We start from the raw sequence: 21086 nt of genomic DNA on the forward strand, positions 1-21086 counted from the left end.
ATATCCAGAGTGTTCCCCGCACCCTCGGGGATAAACCGGTCTATTCGACCACGCTTTTAACACGTCCTGTGTGTTCCCCGCACCCTCGGGGATAAACCGTCTGTCATTTACTCACCTATTATTCATTAAGAGTGTTCCCCGCACCCTCGGGGATAAACCGCCTCATCTATGCAGTACCAGATGCGTGAAATGGTGTTCCCCGCACCCTCGGGGATAAACCGCGTAAACATATTGAGGACGAATACCTTGATATGTGTTCCCCGCACCCTCGGGGATAAACCGCTTGGTGAGACAATTGAAGGCGCAGAGCTTCAGTGTTCCCCGCACCCTCGGGGATAAACCGACCTTTCACTCCATCATATTTTAATGATGTATGTGTTCCCCGCACCCTCGGGGATAAACCGCCAGTAGAGCCAACCGATACTGCAAACTTGAAGTGTTCCCCGCACCCTCGGGGATAAACCGCGAGAAAACAACGGCCTATTTACAGGGTTGTCGTGTTCCCCGCACCCTCGGGGATAAACCGTAATACCAAAATTGTCCGATCGCGTGGCTGGTGTGTTCCCCGCACCCTCGGGGATAAACCGGTCCCGCTCGTACTGGTAAGACAGCGGCCTTAAGTGTTCCCCGCACCCTCGGGGATAAACCGGTCAGACGGACAGCCAAGAACTGATAAGGTGAGTGTTCCCCGCACCCTCGGGGATAAACCGCATGTCGTAATTTAAATTCATCTATGACTAAAGTGTTCCCCGCACCCTCGGGGATAAACCGAACATTAATGTTCATGGATGATTGTTTTGAATGTGTTCCCCGCACCCTCGGGGATAAACCGGACTCATCACCATTAGAACAGGCTAGTGATGTGTGTTCCCCGCACCCTCGGGGATAAACCGTTCTTTAGTCGTTTTATTACTCAGTTCCATGAGTGTTCCCCGCACCCTCGGGGATAAACCGCACGTTGACGTACCGATATTCTGATCGCTAAAGTGTTCCCCGCACCCTCGGGGATAAACCGTTTTTAGGCATTTTCCATATGCAATTACCGTCGTGTTCCCCGCACCCTCGGGGATAAACCGGGAGTGCGGCAATACCGGGACCACCAAATTGAGTGTTCCCCGCACCCTCGGGGATAAACCGTTTTCAGGTGTAGTCCGGCTTTCTTCGATGTAGTGTTCCCCGCACCCTCGGGGATAAACCGGTTGATAAAGTTAAAATGACGACAAATGATCGGTGTTCCCCGCACCCTCGGGGATAAACCGATTTAAAATAATTGAATTTAGTTGTTGCAATAGTGTTCCCCGCACCCTCGGGGATAAACCGTCGGAAAGAACAAAGCTAATTGAGGCTATGAAGTGTTCCCCGCACCCTCGGGGATAAACCGATGTACGGAATAGAAAACAGAACGGGCGAAGAGTGTTCCCCGCACCCTCGGGGATAAACCGCTCCCCATCCTCGTCAGTAGCAAGGCTGCTATGTGTTCCCCGCACCCTCGGGGATAAACCGTAGTTACGGGCATACAACATAGCCAGAGTCATGTGTTCCCCGCACCCTCGGGGATAAACCGTGTAGTATTCAAGACGCGTACAGCGCTGTACTGTGTTCCCCGCACCCTCGGGGATAAACCGCCGTAACCGTCGGTACGTGCTGGCGTTGCTGTGTGTTCCCCGCACCCTCGGGGATAAACCGCTATCAAAATAAAAATCGCTAATTTATAATAAGTGTTCCCCGCACCCTCGGGGATAAACCGTAACGCCACATTAGTCAAATAGCTGACTGGAAGTGTTCCCCGCACCCTCGGGGATAAACCGCAGGTAACTCTTGAAGAGCATTGTTTGCGTTATGTGTTCCCCGCACCCTCGGGGATAAACCGGTTTACTGCATAAGTACAAAAGCATCCCACGAGTGTTCCCCGCACCCTCGGGGATAAACCGAACCTGCAAGAGTTGACGACTCAAATAGCTAGGTGTTCCCCGCACCCTCGGGGATAAACCGTCAATTGCCGTGGGTGATATTGGCTTATTAGAGTGTTCCCCGCACCCTCGGGGATAAACCGTCGGTGACACGATTGAATCTATTGCTGCAAAAGTGTTCCCCGCACCCTCGGGGATAAACCGGGGTTAAAGGTTCAAAATTCACTGTTGAAAACGTGTTCCCCGCACCCTCGGGGATAAACCGATGTTTTTATCACGGATTATGAGACTATGCTGGTGTTCCCCGCACCCTCGGGGATAAACCGCTTTACAGAGTGATAAAGAGTTACGAGGATAAGTGTTCCCCGCACCCTCGGGGATAAACCGGTCATGCGGTGATAATCGAATAGAATGCAGTGCGTGTTCCCCGCACCCTCGGGGATAAACCGGATTTGCTGGCGAGCAAAACACAGCTTATAAAGTGTTCCCCGCACCCTCGGGGATAAACCGCATTGGCAGCATCACCTTGCCCGTTTGTATGTGTGTTCCCCGCACCCTCGGGGATAAACCGTTATTCATGACATTTGCATCAGAGAAAATGATGTGTTCCCCGCACCCTCGGGGATAAACCGCTATGTAGTTAAACGCCCACTCATTCATAAGTGTGTTCCCCGCACCCTCGGGGATAAACCGGCATTAAAAACGCCAGGTATCGCCCACTATATGTGTTCCCCGCACCCTCGGGGATAAACCGTAATAGGCCACACTCCATTGATGTGCGACCCAGTGTTCCCCGCACCCTCGGGGATAAACCGTACCAGTAAACCATCAATCTGATATTTATCGTGTGTTCCCCGCACCCTCGGGGATAAACCGCCGTTACGATACAACGGTCGCGATTATAAAACGTGTTCCCCGCACCCTCGGGGATAAACCGCTCCGTGCTATTGCTGGTTATAACACCCCTAAGTGTTCCCCGCACCCTCGGGGATAAACCGGTTTCAATTGTGGATAATCAACCATTCGTTGAGTGTTCCCCGCACCCTCGGGGATAAACCACGCGCGCAACAGAAGAACTTGGCGAGCTTGAAGTGTTCCCCGCACCCTCGGGGATAAACCGAATAGACGGTATAACGCTTACCCTGGCGTATAGTGTTCCCCGCACCCTCGGGGATAAACCGTGCGAACATAACCTGTTTGAACTGCAGGAAATACGTGTTCCCCGCACCCTCGGGGATAAACCGCAAATCGTTCCATGAACTCTTTTTCTTCAAGCGTGTTCCCCGCACCCTCGGGGATAAACCGTGGATTGCCAGATGATATTTGCAATTTCCTAAGTGTTCCCCGCACCCTCGGGGATAAACCTTAAATAATTGTGATAATTTGATATCATCAAACGTGTTCCCCGCACCCTCGGGGATAAACCGTGTCTTATGTTATGCCAAAAATATGGCATTCGGTGTTCCCCGCACCCTCGGGGATAAACCGGGATTTTATACTCTTCTATGATTCCGATTTATGTGTTCCCCGTATTTTCGGGGATGAACCCTTACCAGGAATCAGCTTGATTGAGGCTTCAGTGTGTTCCCCGTGCCTACGGGGATGAACCTATGCAAATAAAACTTCTATCCAAATCGGCTGGGTGTTCCCCGTATCCTCGGGGATAAACCTCATGACTTTATAAACAGGATAAAATTCATCATGTGTTCCCTGTCTTCACGGGGATGAACCGCAAAAAGCGTAACAAATAAAAGCGAGGCGGAAGCGTTCCCTTTATCCACGGGGATAAACTAACTAAATTTACCCATTAAATATCGGGGTTTTGATTAGATGTTTTAGGTTGAAGTCTTATAATTTTTTGTGTGTAAAAAGCACTCATAAAGTGTTGAACAAAATAAGAAGATAAATGGCTTTAAAGCTCAAATTTTATGAGAGCTTATACAAAATTAACATTCATAAATAACTAATATTAAATAACTTAATTTTGTTCTATTTCTTTTCTAATTCAATAGCGTGTTGGTTTAAGCCTTAAGTGTATTCTTTTACGTGAAAGTTAGAATACTTATTTGCAAGGTTGTTAAGTGCCCATTGAGCTGTAGGACTATGACGAATAAATATGAAATTATTTGAGACTATTTCTCTGAAACTCCCAGAGATAAACGATGTAAATTGCAAAATTCACTTGGCTGTATGGAACGGAAAAGATAATCCACTTGATGTTTTCTTAGCTGGAAAATTTGAAGAATGGCAACGCTGGCAATCTAAGCGTAACTTCGAAAGAGAGTTCATTGTTTCACTGATTCAACTATCTGGAACAGATAGATGGCTTTTTGCTGGCTGTTATCGTTCTTCAAGTTGTAAGTACCTAGACAAAGAGCAGTATAATTACTATACAACTGAAGAAGTTGAAGAAACAATGGACCTATCTGGTAGATTAATTGTGAATTTTAAGCGCTCTGGTAGACAGTCTTATCTTTTAGCTGAAAATTGGGCGGAAAATATATCAGTGTCGGAGATTCGGCCAAAGAAAATGGTGGTCAATGAATTTTCAGGCTATCAGCACGCATTAGTTAGTAAAGAACACCTTGATATTATCGTTGCCCAACAAGTTGAATCTTGGAAGTTTGCATTAGCCTCTGTTTCAGGCATTTACCTCATTACCGATAGATTTACAGGAAAACTGTATGTAGGGAGTGCTATAGGAGAAGGTGGCATTTGGCAGCGTTGGAGTGAATACGCAGTAAATGGTCATGGTGGAAATACAGAGCTTATTGCTCTGCTTGGCAAAAAGGGCAGCGACTACTCAAATAATTTTCAATACTCCGTGTTGGAAATCGCAGACAACCATGCAGATAAAAACTCGATCATTGCTCGTGAGCAATATTGGAAAGCAGTTCTGTGTAGTAAAGAACATGGCTATAACGGCAATTAGCGGCTCTCAATAAATGCTTCAAGGCGGTGTTATCCTTTCTATTTTTAGTACCTATCACTCTAAACAAAGTATGTTTGAGTTAGCTTTATTGCTAGCACATAATTACCCTAAGGCTGTTTAGAACAAATATTCATTCTTATCGTATTAACGTGATTTTGGATTCTTTTTATTTGCTATATATAAATATAATAATCCTTATAATCATGATACTGAATACTTTAGATTATAAAAATTAGGAAGTGATAACCGATATTGGTATTTCCTAACTGATAAATCTAATAATTTTTACAGGGAGTACGTTTAAGATATTAATTAATCATAGAATTAATATCTATTTATTGACCTTTTTAGGATTCTCGTTCGCTTACAATCTCAACCTGGACGTTCCGTGGTATCTGTGCGTTAGTTCCCATAAATGACCGCCACGATGGACGGTCATTTTAGATACCCACTTTTCTGAGGAGAGCTCGATGTTTACGAAAGAGCATTGCCCAACTTCTTTCTCGTTGCTTTCTGGCCTAAATGTATTAACGTTGATAGTTTCTAATCATTGGGATTTCTGAAATGCTCATTATCTTAACTCTATATCACTTACTCAATTTGTGGTTCTCAGAAGGAAGATCTTCTACGATTTACTTTCTACCAAGTAGCTGCTTTACTGTTCGCTACTTTATTCAGAACATAGGTTTATCTGGTGAAACTGTGTGATTATCTACGCGATATAATGTTATATTTAGTAGTGTTCTGCCTTAGTTTTTCCTCATGTTCACCTGGTAATTGAGTAAAAACAGCTATTCCTGAATCGTTGGTCATACACTTAAATAGTATCGTATGACTAGGCTTTTCAACTGGTAACTCTTCTATACCAGTAAATAAGCCTGTTCCATCATTTATTTCACCAATTCGCTTATAATGATATTTACCAACGTAATCAGGTTCATTTGAATTCAATACTTTAGCGGTATAAGTTTCTTCAGTATAAGTGATTTCATACATATCTCCGGAGTTTGGGTTTATTGTGCTATAGAGTGGATCTACAACACTAATGATGGTTAATCCATTCAAGCTATCTGGCACATAACAATCAGCATAAGCGGGAGATGCCAATGATAAGAGTGGTATGAATAAATTTTTAAACATTTATTAACCTCTGTAAACGTAAGTTAAAAAGTGATGTCTTGTGGTTGAACGCTTCATTTTTGAGTAAATCTATCTTTTTAATTTTTATTGTATTAAAAAGAGTTACACCAAATAAACATAGAATGGGCGGGGTATCAATTGGCATTTTATTCTTTTATTAAAAAGGAATGCCATCTTTATAAGCTTGGCTTTTTTGATTATTATCATGATATTAATTTTATATTAATGTTTTTTAACCTCCTTTAATAAGCTAGGTATATAATGGAATCGAGATTTGAAATTTTTAAAAAATATGATTTTAAAACATTATGGTTATTATGAAGTTTTTCTTTATCTATTTTACAGCTGCATTTTTATTTTTTATCTCATCAGTTTCTTTCGCTAAGGACGGCATTAATATCGTAATGTTACATCCTGATTTATCATTTTCTATAAAAATAAAACATAAAACTTCAGATGACTATTATCTTCAAATATTATATACAGAGAGAAGTAAAAGTGATGTATTAGATAATATTAAATTAATACAAAAATCTATCCAGTATCCAATGGCTATGCAACCATATAGAGAAGGGTATAGAGTCTATGTGGGGCCTCTCAAAGGAAGTAATATTTCTTCTGTCCGAAAATTATTGCTTTCTATTGGTTATGATGAATTCTTGCTTAGACATATTAATAATAAATCGGATTTCTTTATTCCTGAAGCTATACTATTTAAAAAAACAGGTCGTATCGAAGATAATGATATTATTATTCCTTTTAATGAGAACGGTTCTTTAGCTAGGTTTTCTTCATTAGATATTGACACAATATGTCAGTCGATTAATGTTAATTCAACGGTTGCTCTATTTTCACAATATAGAGGTATTTTATCATCATTATCTTTCATATCTGATATAGGTGCTCAAAATCGATTTTGGTTAGGTTCAAAAAAAACAATAACCAGAGTATCAGATAAGTTAGTTATAAAAGATGTTGATGATCATGCTAGATATCCAGTTATATGCCTAATTAATAGAAGTTTTTCATAAATAGAGCCGAAAAAGGCAGGACTAATGAAAGAACAATTTAAATATATTGGTGATGAAATTAAGCAGCGATATATGAAAATTTTATCAAACTACTATCCAGCTCATAGTAGTACAGGTTTTACAGAAAGAAAACTTACAAATAATTTAGTTCTAGCTTTTGAACGCGTTCTCGGTGAGTCTTGTATTTCATGGTTTGAAGCACCTATTTGTTTAAATAACGGAAAACATATTGACGCCGTTATATTTTTCGAATCAATAACAATATTAATTGAATCTAAACGGTTAACATCCGTAAATCTAAACTAGTAAGCATAGCCAATGATGTAGAGCGAATGTTTTCTCAAAAAACGATTGAATTAGTAGAGAAAAACTTAACATGTAAATCATCCATTCGAACTCGATATTCAATAGTACTTTGTGATCTATGGACTGAAAGTAATGAAAAATTTCAAGCATATGATTTATGGCCTAATCAATTACCTCAAAAGTATGTAAGCCATTTGACGTATTTTCAGAAAATATCTTTTGAAGATTTAAAGGTAGAAGGTCAGTGGAAAAATCACTACAAAATTCTATTAGCTATATCTGAAATTAAAATATAACGACCTTAGTGGTATCTGGGATTATCGTATATTGAGGCGTTTTAGATGTTTATTGTTCAAACGATTAAATTCTAGAAAGATTATTTTTTATTACGTTTTTATTTACAATTATTCAAACTCAATAAAATTTTATATTAGAGATTTAAATGAAAAAAATAATTTTGAGATTTTTACTTGCCGCTTTTGTTTTGCCTTCTCATGCAGATGAATTACCTCATGATATTTTTAAGAAAATCAATGATCGTATGAGTTTTATGTCTGACGTAGCTATATACAAAGCTAACCATCATCTTCCCATTGAGGATCTGGAAAGAGAAGATTTAGTATTAAAAAAATCAGCTTCTACAAGTGAGAAGTTTGGTCTGGAAGTTAAAAGCTCTCAAATGTTTTTAAGCTCCCTGATTTCATCAGCAAAAGCAATTCAGTATCGAGTAAGAGCTGACTTACTAAGCAGATCTAACAGTCAGAATGCGTTCATTGCTAGAGACCTTAAGGCGGTAGTTCGTCCTGAGTTATTAAGACTTGGAGATGAAATTAATGAAAATATTTATGAATATTTAAGTTCTGGTCGAACTTTTTCTGATCGCCAATACGAATCTTTTCAAAAGATAGTGACAAATCCACACCTAAAAGAAAGTGATAAGCTATTGATATTTAATGCATTAAAACAGGTTAAGTTAAAGATCTAGTAAATTTAACGTAACCATACTTAGTTCGTTCATATAAATAGCTTTACTGTTAAATGACCGCCAATAGAGGCGGTCTTTTTATATCTGGACGTTACAGCGTATCTATATCGGATCGCTTTATATTTAACATGTTAAAAAATCGTCATTTTTACTGAATCTGATTCAATGTGTTTATCTAACCATGCAGAAGGGCTAATTATATCGTTTAGAGTATTGCAATTATGACATTAAGATTTACTTCTTATATCTACTGGTGCTTCGCACCAAGTTTTGAAAATTAAATTACAATTCTCACATGTGACTTTATTATTACTATACATTATTAATTCTATTAAAATAATATTCTATTAATTTAAATATAAGAAAATAGGTGACGGTATAGTCAACTATTTTTAATTCAGGAATTACTTTAAGAGATGAATTATTTGGTCTTTAAAACGAAAGTTGATATTAGAAGATCGCCTATCGGGGCGTCTTTTTGTATCTAGACGCTCACTTGTATCGGATCGTCTCATTTTGAATATGTTAAATATGGATTTTATGGCTGTTTGGGCATCATTTTTAATGGATCTGATAAATATAAGATAGTAATAAAATAAGGATAAAAAAATGCTAATTTATATCGTTCTGAAATTTGGTGAAATTCCGCGCAGCTCTCAAGGTGTGAGGCTGGTATTTTATATAGACCGAATCGCGGTTTTTTTGATATAAGCTAAGGCTGCCAATTGGCAGCCTTTTCCTTAGCTATATGTATCGGTTTTTTGTTTGGACGTTACCATGTATCAGTTCGTTTTAGATTCTATATATTAAATATATTCTATTCTTGATTGATTAATATCGCCTTTTTACATGATAGAGTGGCATTATTGCCAATGCTATTTCAATATGGTGCATATCAATTTGGTATGATTAAAATAAATAATCATTTAAATTACGCCAAGTGGAAGCGTAATTTAATTTGCAAGTCAGGATGTTAAATATTATATTTATTTAGTATATATTGTTCACATTTAAAACAGAAAAGCTTTTTATGACAAAAGAATTTTCAATTTTTTTAAAAAACACAAGAAGCAAGCTTCAAATAACACAGCAGGAAGCTGTAAATATACTTATAAATTCAGAGAGCAAGTTATCAAGACTCGATTTAACGACATATAGCCGCTGGGAGCGTGGAACTACCAAACCTATACTATCAAAACAGATACTCATTGCTCGGGCTTTAGGACAAGATATCGCATCCTTGATAGATCTAAAAACAAAAGTACCATCAAAGGAAAAAAAAGATTTTGAATTATCTATTCAAAGAAACCACAACCCGTATAATTACCAAAAGACTGAGTTTACAATAAAGCACTATGATTCACTGACTAACGAACCAGTTATTTGTCATAACTTGATGGTATTCCACAATGATTATTTAGGGCTTGATACATGTTTGTCTGATTTTCAAATGCCTAATCTAAAACTGGATATTTTTTTTGATAAGTATGGAGAAATGATTGGCCACCTTCTTTACGGTTTCTTAGATACGTCAACACTCACTTCAGGACATGCGCCCAGAAAATTATCTAATTGTGAATTTATTCAACCTCAAAAAAATAATGATAAAAGCTTAACTTTATATATTATTTCAGGTTTTAGTCTGTTATCTGCACCAAGAAAAGCTATAGTCTCAAAGGCTTTAGATATTATAAGACAAAACAAAAAAATAAAATTGTTAGAAACTAACTGCCATAATCAAGAAGCATATTCTATTCATGAACGAAATCCAGAGTGCGAATTCATATTTAAGGGTCCATCTACTGCGTTTGGTGGTATAAAAATGTTTGGAAAAAACTATCGTTATATTCGGCTAAAAATTAGTACAGAAAGCGTTCTAGCATATAAGGTAGTTTCTTCTTTGGTACCATTTACCCATGAACATATAAAAGATAATTAAGACGGGCTTGTTGCAAAATGTCTTGATGCAGTGCTTCATTCACACGCCGACCGCGATACTTACCTTTTGCTTTCGCAATGCCTTGCCTTTGACGTTTATGGCGAGTTTCATAATCATCACGGGCCATCTTAGGGGCTTGTTGCAAAAAATTCGTAGTGACCTCATATATTCATATGATCCTTAAGGATGGTAGACAATGGTCAATCAAGAATTTAAATGGAAACATTTTGCCCCTGAAATCATCCTTTGGTGTCTTCGTTGGTATGGTTCGACACCGATGAGCTATGCAAATATTAGCGACATGTTGGAGAAACGAGGAATTTCTGTGGATCGCTCTATTGAAAAAACGAGGATTGCTGCAAAAGGATGTTAAGTATCGTCAAGTGAAGTTTCTCAACAATAGCATTGAATCAGATCATGCACCTATTAAGAAACTCATTGTCGCCACCGGTGGATTTAAAACACAAAAACTTGCATGGCCAACAATTCAGGGATTTGAATTATTACGGATGTTGAACAAAGGCCAATCTGATTTTTGGTTACGTCATGATTAACGTCAAACTCTTGTGCGGGAGAGATCCTCCTTCATGAATCGTCTTTTCAATGAAGTAATCTTTAAGTCCATTTACTAGATAGTAAATGCCATCTCTAATTATTTGCAACAAGTCGGTTTTTACAGCGTTACTTTACCCGTTTAGACAGTGCTGTAACTGAAAGCTCACCAAACCTGCCAGTAAGCTGTATACCTTGTTGCAAATGACGGCATCATCTAAACCTGTCAGCCAAGAGGGGGCTGGATGATTTATTTAGACTTAGAGCAATGTAATAAATTATCAGCAACGAAGTATAAGACCGTCATCCAGTTTGCGAATAATTTTAAGTTGGCCACTGAGCTGACCAAGAAAAACGAATTTGATGTAATTCACTTTAAAGATAAAGTGACTAAAGTGAAGAAAAAATATATTCAGCTAAACATAGTGTTTTCTAAAAATCCGCCGGTGATTTAGAGCAAAAAGAGATGAAGAAGATCACCCATAAATGACTACCACCACGACCAAGGGTAACGGTAGGCTCGGATGCAGAAGGCGCATGGGCGAGAAAGTGTATTGAGATTTTAGAAGACTATGAGAAATAGCTGAAAACGATAAAAAGAAAATTAATCAAAGCCGATAGAGAGCGCCTAGTAAGTTATAGAAAAATTATTGATGCTTGATCTGAGAGAATATTTAATTCTTTGACGTAAGCGAACAGAAACAAACCTGCTCAATATCCAACCAAACCCTACAAATTATGTGAGATCTTGCCCTGAGGCTCAACATGAACATCAATATCAGACTGATCACAACAAGGGCATGCTTCAGGAAAACAATCGATAACAACATCTTTTTCTTTCAGTGGTGAGAGTTTTCGGTGATGCCCTGTATGGCATTTTTTAGCTCCTCTCGAATTGCGACCACCAGAGATCTCATCTTTTTTCGCTCATGGCGTTTTTTTAGGGCTGTCTGATAAGGGCGATTTTGAATAGTTTTTGGAGCTAGTGGTTAGCTTATCTTCATTATGTTGGAGCTGTTCCCAAAGTTCATAAATAAGCACCTTAGCTTCTGAGGCTTTAGGTGGTGCTTCTTTATATTTAGGTGTTTTTTTTCTAATCATGAAACCATGGTGACTTCCTAAAAGGATCACTTAATAGCAAAAGTGGGATCAAGTGAGCAAGGGCACACTTCTTGTGTCAATAGGCTTATTGAACACTTACGAATAGACGAATGCCCTGCAAGCCAATGAAATATAATGATATAAATGCCTCATTTAAATTCCTTTTTGATAAAATTATGAATAAAAATATACTAAACTTCATGCCAAGTGCTCTAGCGCTCGTAATCGGAATGGGACTGCCCGCTGCACAAGCTGGAGTCGTAACCGATGCCGCTATTGTTGGCGCTGAAAGCCAATGGTGGAACACGTACAAAGTAACCCTGAAAAACGATGGTTATCAGCCAATAGAATTGCGTGATGCCAAGATTTTGTTTGATTCAAATCTAACTATGTCTACGCCTTCTTGGGCTGCTACAAGCGTTAGCTACCCAGGCATGGCATTCACAAGCAATGCGAAAGGGAGCCTATTCGAAAACACTCTTGCCCTTTCCTTTGATAGCGGTAATTGGGTTAAGTCACAACTTCCAGCTGGTGAAAGCATCGAGTTAACATTTGGTGTGAGTGACGTATTGGAGCTAGCTTTACTGCAAAACACAATCCGTTTGATTGCTGATGATGGTGAAGTGGGTGAGCCGGAGATTTCTCTTCAGTTAGCGTCACCAGTAAGCGGTGCTGAGTTTGAAGAAGGCCAAGCGGTTGCTATGCTAGCAAACGCAATAGCGACAAATACCAGCGTTAAAGCGGTGACTTTCTTTGTCGATAACGTTCAAGTTGCTCGTGCAACACTGGCACCTTTCCAAGCAAACTGGATATCAGTTGGCGTGGGTGCACACACGATTAAAGCGATTGTGGAAGACACTTCAGGTCTAACACAAGAGCAAGCTGTGGGCATCACAGTTAAAGAGAAGCAAGTTGAGCCGCCACTGGAACCTGAAGTACATGAACTGACGTTTGTTGCACCAACACAAGGTCAAAAACTGACTATTGAACAAGCGACGACAATTACTGCACGCGTTGATGGTGAGTTGATCTCGACCCTAGAATTTTGGGCAAACGATCGCAAGCTAGGCCAGCGTAGTGTCACAGCTAATCAAAATTTTTATTCGCAATCTTGGACACCAAGCGAAGTTGGCAACGCAACGCTAAAAGTGGTGGTACTAGATCAAAACGGTCAAACGGTTGAGCAGAACAGCATCGCAGTGACAGTAGAAGCTGCACCAAGCTTTGTTAGCCCTGAAGTGAGCTTCTCTTCTCCTGCAAACGGTTCTAAGTTTGAAAAAGACGAGTTGGTATCGATCTCTGTTCGTGCAACGGATAAAGATGATGATTTGTCTCGTGTTATTGTGAAAGCAAACAACCAGCAAATTTGTGAGTTTAACGCGTCTACGGCAAGTCAGTACTCTTGTAACTGGACGGCATCTCAAGTAGGTGATGTTACGTTAGAAGCGGTAGCGACCGATGCTCAAAATCTAACGGCGACTGCACGTGTGAAAATCACAGTGGAAGAAGTTGATACCTCAACGCCTCCGAGTGGCATGTGTGCTGACTTCAATGTTTACCCAGATTGGACTCGTGGTACCCACGCAACTGGTGGCGACATTATGGTTCACAATAACGTTGCTTACTCAGCGGTTTACTGGACGCAAACTGTTCCGGGTAGCGACGCCTCATGGGCACTGCACTTGAACTGTGATGGCACAGAGCCGGGTACGGCACCAGCGCTATCATTACGCAACCCAATGGACCCAGTTCGCCTTGAAGTTGCTGGTTGGCCAAATACATTTGTTGTAGCGAGCCCATCAACTCAAACACCAAGCACATTGACGATCGAGACAAGCAGCGCTGATGCGTTAGCAGACTTAGAACAGCTAACACGTGCGTTTGTTTCTGTCCTAGAGCAGGCAGAGAACGCAGGCTCAGCATCTATCGTTATTCAATCGGATGTTCTGGATCTTGCAACACAAGACAAAGGTGCATCATTGGGTGCGGTAGCGGTCAAGCAAGCACTGACAAACGCTATCGATATTACAGGTAGTAATATCGATATCGATGCGATCAACGCACTGAATGATGATGTAAAAGGTTGGGCACAGGCTCACAACTTGATCTTCACCACACTTGCACCTCAAGCGACATTTGGTTGGTCATTAAGCATTGGTGAATTCGCTTACGATACGCATTCTGGTCGTCAATCAGTATGGGATGAAGCGTCTCTCTTCTCTGCTGATTTGCTTAATAGCTTCGAACTATACAAAGCGGATTCTGCAAATAAAGCGGACTTTGTTGCCTTCACTAAATCGAGCGAGACGGCTGCGCTAACTAGCGAGCAGTGGCACAACGCACTTGAATACGTAAAACAGGTAACAGATTACGTTGAAGCACCTGCAATTCTGGCAAACATGTCGACTACGCAAGCGGCGAATTACTTCATGGGCAATACGCAAAGCGAGCAGCAAATTCGCAAAGCGGCTTACAGTAACGTGTTTGCATTGATGTTTGATCAAGACTCTAAAGCATTAACCAGCAAGATTGAAGTGTACCAAACGGCGAAAGTACCACTTTACTACGTGGGTGAAGAGCTAGAGAAAGGTTCGTTGACTCGTATTGAGGCGCTAAACCAAGATTTAGCTAACGCTGAAAGCGTTATGGATAATGAAGCCTTCCTATACGAAACGCCGCAATCTCAGTGGGTTCCGTCAACGGTTTACAAGTGGAATGACTTCCTCGATGGCTTGAACGCTATGCACAACATTGGTGTGGCGGGTAACAAGTTCTGGTTGATGGATGACGAAGTCGATGACGCTACCAACATCAAATACGCGAAAGTCGCGATTGCTGCATTCCTTGCACAAAGTATGCAAGAGACTGTTCGTTACAACGCTTGTGATGAAAACAACTGGTCACAAGCGAAATATGGCGCGCCAACGGATTACCCAATGACGGCAAGTTGTGGTCAACTTGGTCAGAAATACGCAGATTATGGTGTAAACCCAGTGTCTGATCTGGATCACGCGTACTCGTGTCCACGTGATAACAAGATGGAAGTAAGCGCGCTGACGCATGCGAAATGGTACGGTGCACCAGCTCCAGTATTTGCTGCTCCGGATGCTGTGCTTGAAGAGCGTGGTCTACTGGTAAATGGTGCTGTTGGTCGTTGGACGCACAGCGCTCCTCACTGTAACGAAGTACCTGAAAGCGTCGATACGTCTAAGCAAGTATGGGAGCGTGACGAGTGTAGAACTTACGTTGGCCAAAAAGCGGGTAAATTTGTTTGGGACGGTAGCAGCCAAGAAAGTGTTGAAGGTTGTGGCTGGTGGGGCCGTGGTGTTATCCAAACCACAGGTCGTCAGAACTTCGGTACGCTTAACCACTACCTGGGTCGTTCACACGTTGATCCATCGACGATCGGTAAGACGATTGATGGCGTAACGGTTGAAGCGCCACCAGAGAATCCGCTATACGCAGAGTTGGACTTCTGTTCGAACCCTGGTCTGATTTGTAGCTCGGAAGAAAACAGAGAGATCAAATGGATTGCCGGTCTATTCTACTGGGTATCATCAGTGCAGGCGTATAACGATGAAGGCGGCCAATACGCAGACTGGAACTACTACAACGAGCTGAAGAAGTACGTTGATAGCGGTTTACAAGGCTCTCAATTTATTGATAACGTTTCAGGCATCGTTAACCGTGGTTGTCCTGATTTGACGTGTTCGACTGGTGACGTTCATAACGTGGAAGAGCGCCGTGATAACTTCAAACTGGTACTACAAAAGCTAGGACTTGATCCTCGTTAATTTGGATAGAACAACATCGATGAGTCAAAGCCACCACTGAAAAGTAGTGGCTTTTTTTGTACGCCGAGCATGGTGTCAACCTAGGAGGTGAAAGTCCTCTACGCGCCTTGAAGGTAAGGAATTATTGAGATTCCTTACCTTGAACCGTGATATGATAGGATATGCGGATGATAGTCTATGTGCTTCCCGTATCCACGGGGATGAACCACAATATTCATGGTAAATTTTATTGTAATATAAGTTCAAACTGTCAAGGCTTTTAGGTTTGAAATTGTTAACATAATTTATGAAAAACAGTGATTAGTTAAATACTAAATAAGCTTTCACTCACAATACTTTTTCTAATTCATCCACATACCTCTATAAAGGTGAGCAACGCTACCATAAACTTAACTATACCACCGTAAACAACCCCACGATGGAATGAACAAGCTATCCATTGTGAATTACTCTTAAATGTTTTTATATCAATGTTTTGAAAAAGAAAACGTAACTATTTCTTTTAATGTGGCTTTGCATCTTTCTGTGAGTTCTACTTTACCACCAATAATTATATATATGACAATATAAAACTTAGTGCTTATTTGATTGTTCAAATTGAGTGAGGTAAAGATAATTTATAAAATGTAAGTTGGCTCAATATTTTATGTGAAAACATGATGAGTATTATTCTCAAATTCATTTGTTGCTCACAGACGATAACTCTTTTTTAGTCATCTAATATACTTTTATCTTTACGGTAATTTGAAATGTAAGACCTGTCTTTTTGCGGACATAACTAATGTTATGTAATTTTATAGGGAAGTTTGTTGGTATTGATGAAGTGGGTTGTGATGGAGTTGCTTGGTAATTACGATACGACAGAATCGCTTGGTGATCACAAACGAGTTAGCAAAGTATCTAACTCATTTGTGGACAGAAATGAGTTAGTAAAAGGTAATACTTCAACTAATTTAGCATAATATTCTTTATGATGAGGTTGTCGAAAATTTAGCGAAAATATCAAAGGCAACAAGCACTCTCCCTGCGCCGTTGATTAGATTAGTCTACTGATTCACTTTAATTTTGCATAAAATTCTATGTAAATTTCCTAAACCTATTTTTTACCAGCATAGCCCTGAGCCTTTTAATTTTCTGAACCGTCCCATGTTTTTATTTCAGCCAGTTAAGCATTAAATCTTTAAAAATTTAAAGCATGTTCCAGCTTTTCTCGCAACTTCCGATCTTCCATTACACACCATCGCCAGAAAGCCGAAAACTCATAAGTATCTCGCAGCATAATTTCAATACGTTCCACTGCATCTTGAATATCTCGGTCTGTTGACTCCCTGTTGACGATGACGAGTCTGTGGCTTAGAAGCTTGGTGTAGTGCTTAAAGAGATTTTCAGAAAGGTTAGAACGAGTAATACCGCGCAAAGCTGTATTGTCTTCGTTAAAGCACCTTTCTAGTAGTTCAACTGTATTTTGAACTCGCGGCTCTTCAATAACGGCAGTAATTTCCATGTCACTATCGGGCATTGTGGGCGGTTTACGTTTAATAGCCCGCACAACATTTATTTCACTCGAGCAACAATCAAGTAAGTTGCGGTGTCGGGTGCCTTTTATACTGTTGCAACGAGCGCACGAGTAATACAAGTTCTCCCAATTATACTTTAACGTATCGTCCCCCATATGCGGCTCGAAATGTTCGATCTCAGGAGCATCCAAATCGGCTTGTTCACACAGATAACACTTACCATGAAATATATCATAGAGGCGTTCAACTACTTCGGGGTTGTTATACTCATTGTTTGCAAGGCACACAGGAGCGTCACCAGTTCTTTCTACCTTGAACATCTTTACTGCTCCTTATCCAAGAGAGCATTTTCTCCCATGAGGTAGAATGCTTTAGACTGACTGTCTAGAGTATTTTCAACGCTTCGTAATTTACGTACAAGTACTTCTAGGCGTTCATAATTAACATTATCCGTGTTAACGATAGTTGCGATCTCGTTAACGTACTCTTCAAGACGAGCGGAAGTTGTTTTCGTACCTAAAAGCCCTTTAATCACCGAAGTATGTGAATATAGAGAAATGTCTTCATCAATCTGTTCATTTTTGGTCAGGTCGAAGATGATTGTATCTTGGGCAGACATCAAAACGAACGGAGAGTGCGTTGTAACGATAAACTGAATATTCGGAAAAGACTTAGTGAAGAATGGAAAAATCAAACGCTGCAAAGAGACATGCAAATGCGCGTCAATCTCATCAATGAAGACGATACCGGTTAGCTCTTTTGGTGTTATATCGAAGTACTCGGTACGCATCAACAGGTCTGCATAAATATCGAAGATCGCTTTGTAGCCAGAGGAGAGCGACTGAAAAGTATATTCAGGTTTACTGTCTTGAAAAATGGTAAATTTCAGAGTATCGGAGTTAAAATTCAATTTAGCGGTATTATCTTCTAATAATTGTCTAAGGTCTTCCTCAAATTCTGCAAACCAATGGTCGATTTTATCAGCTAGACTATAATTTTTATCTTCTGTAATAGCCAAAGAACGACGGTTACGTAGATTAACAAGGTGTTGCTCAAGGTTATTACCAAGTTGCTGATTTTTTTGCTGATTTTTTTTCTGATTTTGTACTAGAGCTTTCTCTGTTTCAAGCCCCCTAGCTGTATTTGCGGAAGAAATCTCGGATTTCCGCTGTGCTTCAAATAAACGTAGTACAGCTCTACGATCATCTAGTTTAGATGAAAAACTGAGATAGTCTGTGAAGGCAATAGTTAAACCAAAATTGATTTCATCTATTTGTTTCTTATATCTTTCAAGGTTATTTTGATCTCTCTCATATTGAGATGTTCCCTTTTGACTAGTTTTCAAAGATTTTTCGTAATACTGAATGCTTGTTTCAATGCTTTCTCGATCTGCAATTTTCTTCTGGGCAATCAGTAAGTCTGTTTTACGATTAAACTCACGCAACAAGCAAGTCTTACCAGAACCGTTGCTTCCCGTGATAATGAGGTTTCGTCCATTAAGCTTAATGTCGATTTCTTTATTGGTGTTTGGTACTACACCATAGATCTTCTCGACGTATTTATTCATTCTATTTCCTTGTATACATTTTTTAACTATCAATACTGGATTTGAGTACTTTCGTTGCATAATAGGCATTAATACTTTTACACAAAAGAATGTCCACAAAATCAGACAACTATAATCAATTTAACTCATAAATATAATGAGTCAAATTGTATTATTTTGTTTCAAAGTGCTTTATACACAGTAAATAAAACTAATCCAAAATCACGTTAATACGATATGAATGAGTAAAAGGTCTAACGCATAAAGGGGCAGAAACGAGTTAGACCGTTTTCTTTATTAAGCCTTTAGATATTAGGAAAAGTATGGGTGACACTCGGTATTACCCTTAGATGATTTTTTTATTATTTACTGATATATGTGCGTTTAAGCTTGTCCAACACTTCGGATAGGTATCGGCTACGCGACACATATCCTTTCTGTTAGAGCGCAACTGTATCACTTGTTGTGCTGATAGAAGTCATTAACTAATGTTTCAGCACCTTTATTCATTAGTAACTCATTCCCGTCCCTGAACCACACAAATAAAAAATCAAAGATAGGAGGATTCTTTTTCCTATGTTCAAATATCTGATCTTGCAACATCCTAGACTCCAACTTCAGGTTGGCGAGCTCTTTACCAGCTAAAGCATCAGACCAAATTTTTTCAGTTAATTCTTTAAGAGTATCTAGCCTATCAGCAGCTTCACCATGTTCTATCATTTGGCGGTAGCCAAAAATATAAGTTGATGCAATAGGTGCGACTATAAAAGCTAAAAATTCAAACATATCTTTCTTTTCATATAGCCCATAACCAATTAGCCCAAGTGCAATAGAAACAAGAATGATACGAATAGCCAAAGTGTATTTCCTTCTCATTCTGGCATCCCACCAAACATTAGATCTCTGACTTATGATTATTCCGAATATTTCTGGAACCCTTTCTATGGCTCCAGGGTACCAGTTTCTTAAACCTATAATATTTGTTTCGTTTATACCGAGCTTGCTTGCCTCTTCATGAACTAATTCAGGGGCTGGTCGTTTACCGACAGAAATTTCGTTCCACTCCATCCCATATACATTTGTATCAAATAGCTCCTGAACTCTTGCAGCACTGTCCTGTAATTTCTTCACCCAAGGAGTAAAAACAAAAAGGTCAAAAACAACAACCAATATTCCCCAAAGAGTCATATACCCGCTAAGCTCTGGCTTTACTATCGCGGTAATAACCGCACAAATAGCAACAGGGACACTGAGTAGCATTTGCAACCCTATGATGTTTTTTGCTCTTGAATAGATGTTCTTTTGTGCTGCCAGTAGCTCAATGTTTTCAGGTAATTCTTGCTTTTCAATTATACTCATAGCTAGTAGTTCGGAAAATTGTTGTTATAAAGTAGATTCCACCAATAAAACGCGGTTTCAGTGTCATCATTCGACTCTGCAATTCTAGCTTTATCAGCACGAATAGTGGCTGTGCTCAACTTTGAAAGAGCATCACGCTTTAAAATCTCAGTCTTACATGGGGATATATAGCCTGATACACCTGTAGGATCTTGCATTCTAGATAGTTCATCACTCATCAGCATTTTCAATATCAGCTTTACATCAATGTCGTAGACTATGCTTGACTCACTGTTTGCATATTTGGCGACTTTCATTTCCAAGTAAAAGGAACTTATTGGGACATTCGCATAATATTTCCAAGCTTTTATAAAGCGAATCAATGGTTTTACTTTGCCATCGTGCTTTTTATCAACTTTTGCGACATAATCATTATGTGCATCTGGACTCACTTCCATCCAGCCATCATTACAGTCTGAAATCTCATAGACCTTAAAACCGTTTTTTTCCTTTATGTAATCAGCAACTACTATCTCTGTGTCTTCTGACTTACGTGTTCCAAAAGGGCAAACCACGGCTGGAGTACTTATTTTTACGTTAGTACTTGAAAATCGAATATTTAACGCATTCCTTACTTTCGTAAGAGATGTCGTTGATGTGTTTGTTAATACGTTTCTTGGAAGACACGCTAAATAATCAACATCACTATAACCGCTAATATTAGTTCCGTTACCAAATGAACCTATTCGTGTAAATCTATTTAGACCAAAGTTACGTTTTAAACAGCTTTCTATCGAGGCTCTATGTGACTTAGCTGCTAAAGTTTCAACTGCTGAAGTTCTAATCTTATTATGGAAATCATCAAACCCTTTATTAATATTTCTTGGCATAACAATACTCCTAGTGATGAAATAGACGCTAATCGAGTTATACACTCTGTGCGCTCTTACTCTTACTTTCACGCAATTAGTGCCCATGAATCCAGGCGATCATAA

At 39.6% G+C, this 21086-nt stretch carries 14 protein-coding genes, 1 pseudogene and 1 CRISPR repeat array (1 of these 16 running past the window's edge); of the genes and pseudogenes, 9 read left to right on the forward strand and 6 right to left on the reverse strand.

The genetic code is table 11. The annotated features are described in order from the left end of the window. A CRISPR array of direct repeats spans nucleotides 1-3398; the repeat unit is 29 nt; unit sequence GTGTTCCCCGCACCCTCGGGGATAAACCG; it begins 664 nt to the left of the window's first position. Nucleotides 3399-4026: 628 nt separating this feature from the next. Continuing rightward, complete coding sequence (locus CTN01_RS21280; RefSeq protein WP_045149194.1) at nucleotides 4027-4842, forward strand: GIY-YIG nuclease family protein; 816 nt, start codon at nucleotides 4027-4029, stop codon at nucleotides 4840-4842. Nucleotides 4843-5550: 708 nt separating this feature from the next. Here CTN01_RS21280 and CTN01_RS21285 read toward each other — a convergent pair. Beyond that, complete coding sequence (locus CTN01_RS21285; protein WP_045083578.1) at nucleotides 5551-5982, reverse strand: hypothetical protein; 432 nt, start codon at nucleotides 5980-5982, stop codon at nucleotides 5551-5553. A 317-nt stretch (nucleotides 5983-6299) separates the two neighbouring features. Between CTN01_RS21285 and CTN01_RS21290 the strand changes: the two genes are divergently transcribed. From CTN01_RS21290 to CTN01_RS21315, 6 genes and pseudogenes are all read left to right on the forward strand, one after another. After that, entirely contained in the window at nucleotides 6300-7013 is a 714-nt protein-coding gene (locus CTN01_RS21290; protein WP_146150439.1) for a hypothetical protein, read from the forward strand. Between the two features lie 24 nt (nucleotides 7014-7037). Continuing rightward, nucleotides 7038-7319 (forward strand): hypothetical protein, encoded by a 282-nt coding sequence (locus tag CTN01_RS22930; protein WP_208598941.1) that lies wholly within the window; start codon nucleotides 7038-7040, stop codon nucleotides 7317-7319. 26 nt (nucleotides 7320-7345) lie between these two features. Next, a complete protein-coding gene (locus tag CTN01_RS22935; protein ID WP_211317088.1) occupies nucleotides 7346-7615 on the forward strand; it encodes a hypothetical protein in 270 nt (89 codons plus the stop codon). 146 nt (nucleotides 7616-7761) lie between these two features. Next, a complete protein-coding gene (locus CTN01_RS21300; RefSeq protein ID WP_052666647.1) occupies nucleotides 7762-8304 on the forward strand; it encodes a chorismate mutase in 543 nt (180 codons plus the stop codon). A 1030-nt stretch (nucleotides 8305-9334) separates the two neighbouring features. Next, nucleotides 9335-10243, forward strand: a complete 909-nt coding sequence (locus tag CTN01_RS21305) for a helix-turn-helix transcriptional regulator (protein WP_107342209.1) — start codon at nucleotides 9335-9337, stop codon at nucleotides 10241-10243. 196 nt (nucleotides 10244-10439) lie between these two features. Continuing rightward, a pseudogene (locus CTN01_RS21315) lies at nucleotides 10440-10875 on the forward strand (DDE-type integrase/transposase/recombinase). 847 nt (nucleotides 10876-11722) lie between these two features. Here the strand turns inward: CTN01_RS21315 and CTN01_RS23275 are convergent. Continuing rightward, nucleotides 11723-11896, reverse strand: coding sequence for a DUF6444 domain-containing protein (locus CTN01_RS23275; protein WP_155395455.1), 174 nt, complete (start codon nucleotides 11894-11896; stop codon nucleotides 11723-11725). 176 nt (nucleotides 11897-12072) lie between these two features. On the opposite strand from CTN01_RS23275, the gene CTN01_RS21325 reads away from it, so the two are divergent. Further along, nucleotides 12073-15690 carry an Ig-like domain-containing protein gene (locus tag CTN01_RS21325; protein ID WP_107342211.1) on the forward strand — a complete coding sequence of 1206 codons (3618 nt, stop codon included), beginning with the start codon at nucleotides 12073-12075 and terminating at the stop codon, nucleotides 15688-15690. A gap of 815 nt (nucleotides 15691-16505) precedes the next feature. Beyond that, entirely contained in the window at nucleotides 16506-16652 is a 147-nt protein-coding gene (locus CTN01_RS22845) for a hypothetical protein (RefSeq protein ID WP_155395456.1), read from the forward strand. 218 nt (nucleotides 16653-16870) lie between these two features. Here the strand turns inward: CTN01_RS22845 and CTN01_RS21330 are convergent, their stop codons facing one another. The 4 genes from CTN01_RS21330 to CTN01_RS21345 all read right to left on the reverse strand — a co-directional run bounded on the left by CTN01_RS21330 (nucleotide 16871) and on the right by CTN01_RS21345 (nucleotide 20981). Then, nucleotides 16871-17527, reverse strand: coding sequence for an HNH endonuclease family protein (locus tag CTN01_RS21330; protein WP_045149200.1), 657 nt, complete (start codon nucleotides 17525-17527; stop codon nucleotides 16871-16873). Nucleotides 17528-17529: 2 nt separating this feature from the next. Next, nucleotides 17530-18774: an AAA family ATPase gene (locus tag CTN01_RS21335; RefSeq protein ID WP_170096480.1), complete on the reverse strand. Its 1245-nt coding sequence runs from the start codon at nucleotides 18772-18774 to the stop codon at nucleotides 17530-17532. A gap of 435 nt (nucleotides 18775-19209) precedes the next feature. Further along, nucleotides 19210-20112 carry an S-4TM family putative pore-forming effector gene (locus CTN01_RS21340; protein ID WP_045149202.1) on the reverse strand — a complete coding sequence of 301 codons (903 nt, stop codon included), beginning with the start codon at nucleotides 20110-20112 and terminating at the stop codon, nucleotides 19210-19212. A gap of 2 nt (nucleotides 20113-20114) precedes the next feature. Further along, complete coding sequence (locus tag CTN01_RS21345) at nucleotides 20115-20981, reverse strand: SMODS domain-containing nucleotidyltransferase (RefSeq protein ID WP_045149203.1); 867 nt, start codon at nucleotides 20979-20981, stop codon at nucleotides 20115-20117. Between the last annotated feature and the right edge of the window lie 105 nt (nucleotides 20982-21086).

This window comes from Photobacterium angustum, from assembly GCF_003026365.1.
Classification (GTDB): Bacteria; Pseudomonadota; Gammaproteobacteria; order Enterobacterales; family Vibrionaceae; genus Photobacterium; species Photobacterium angustum.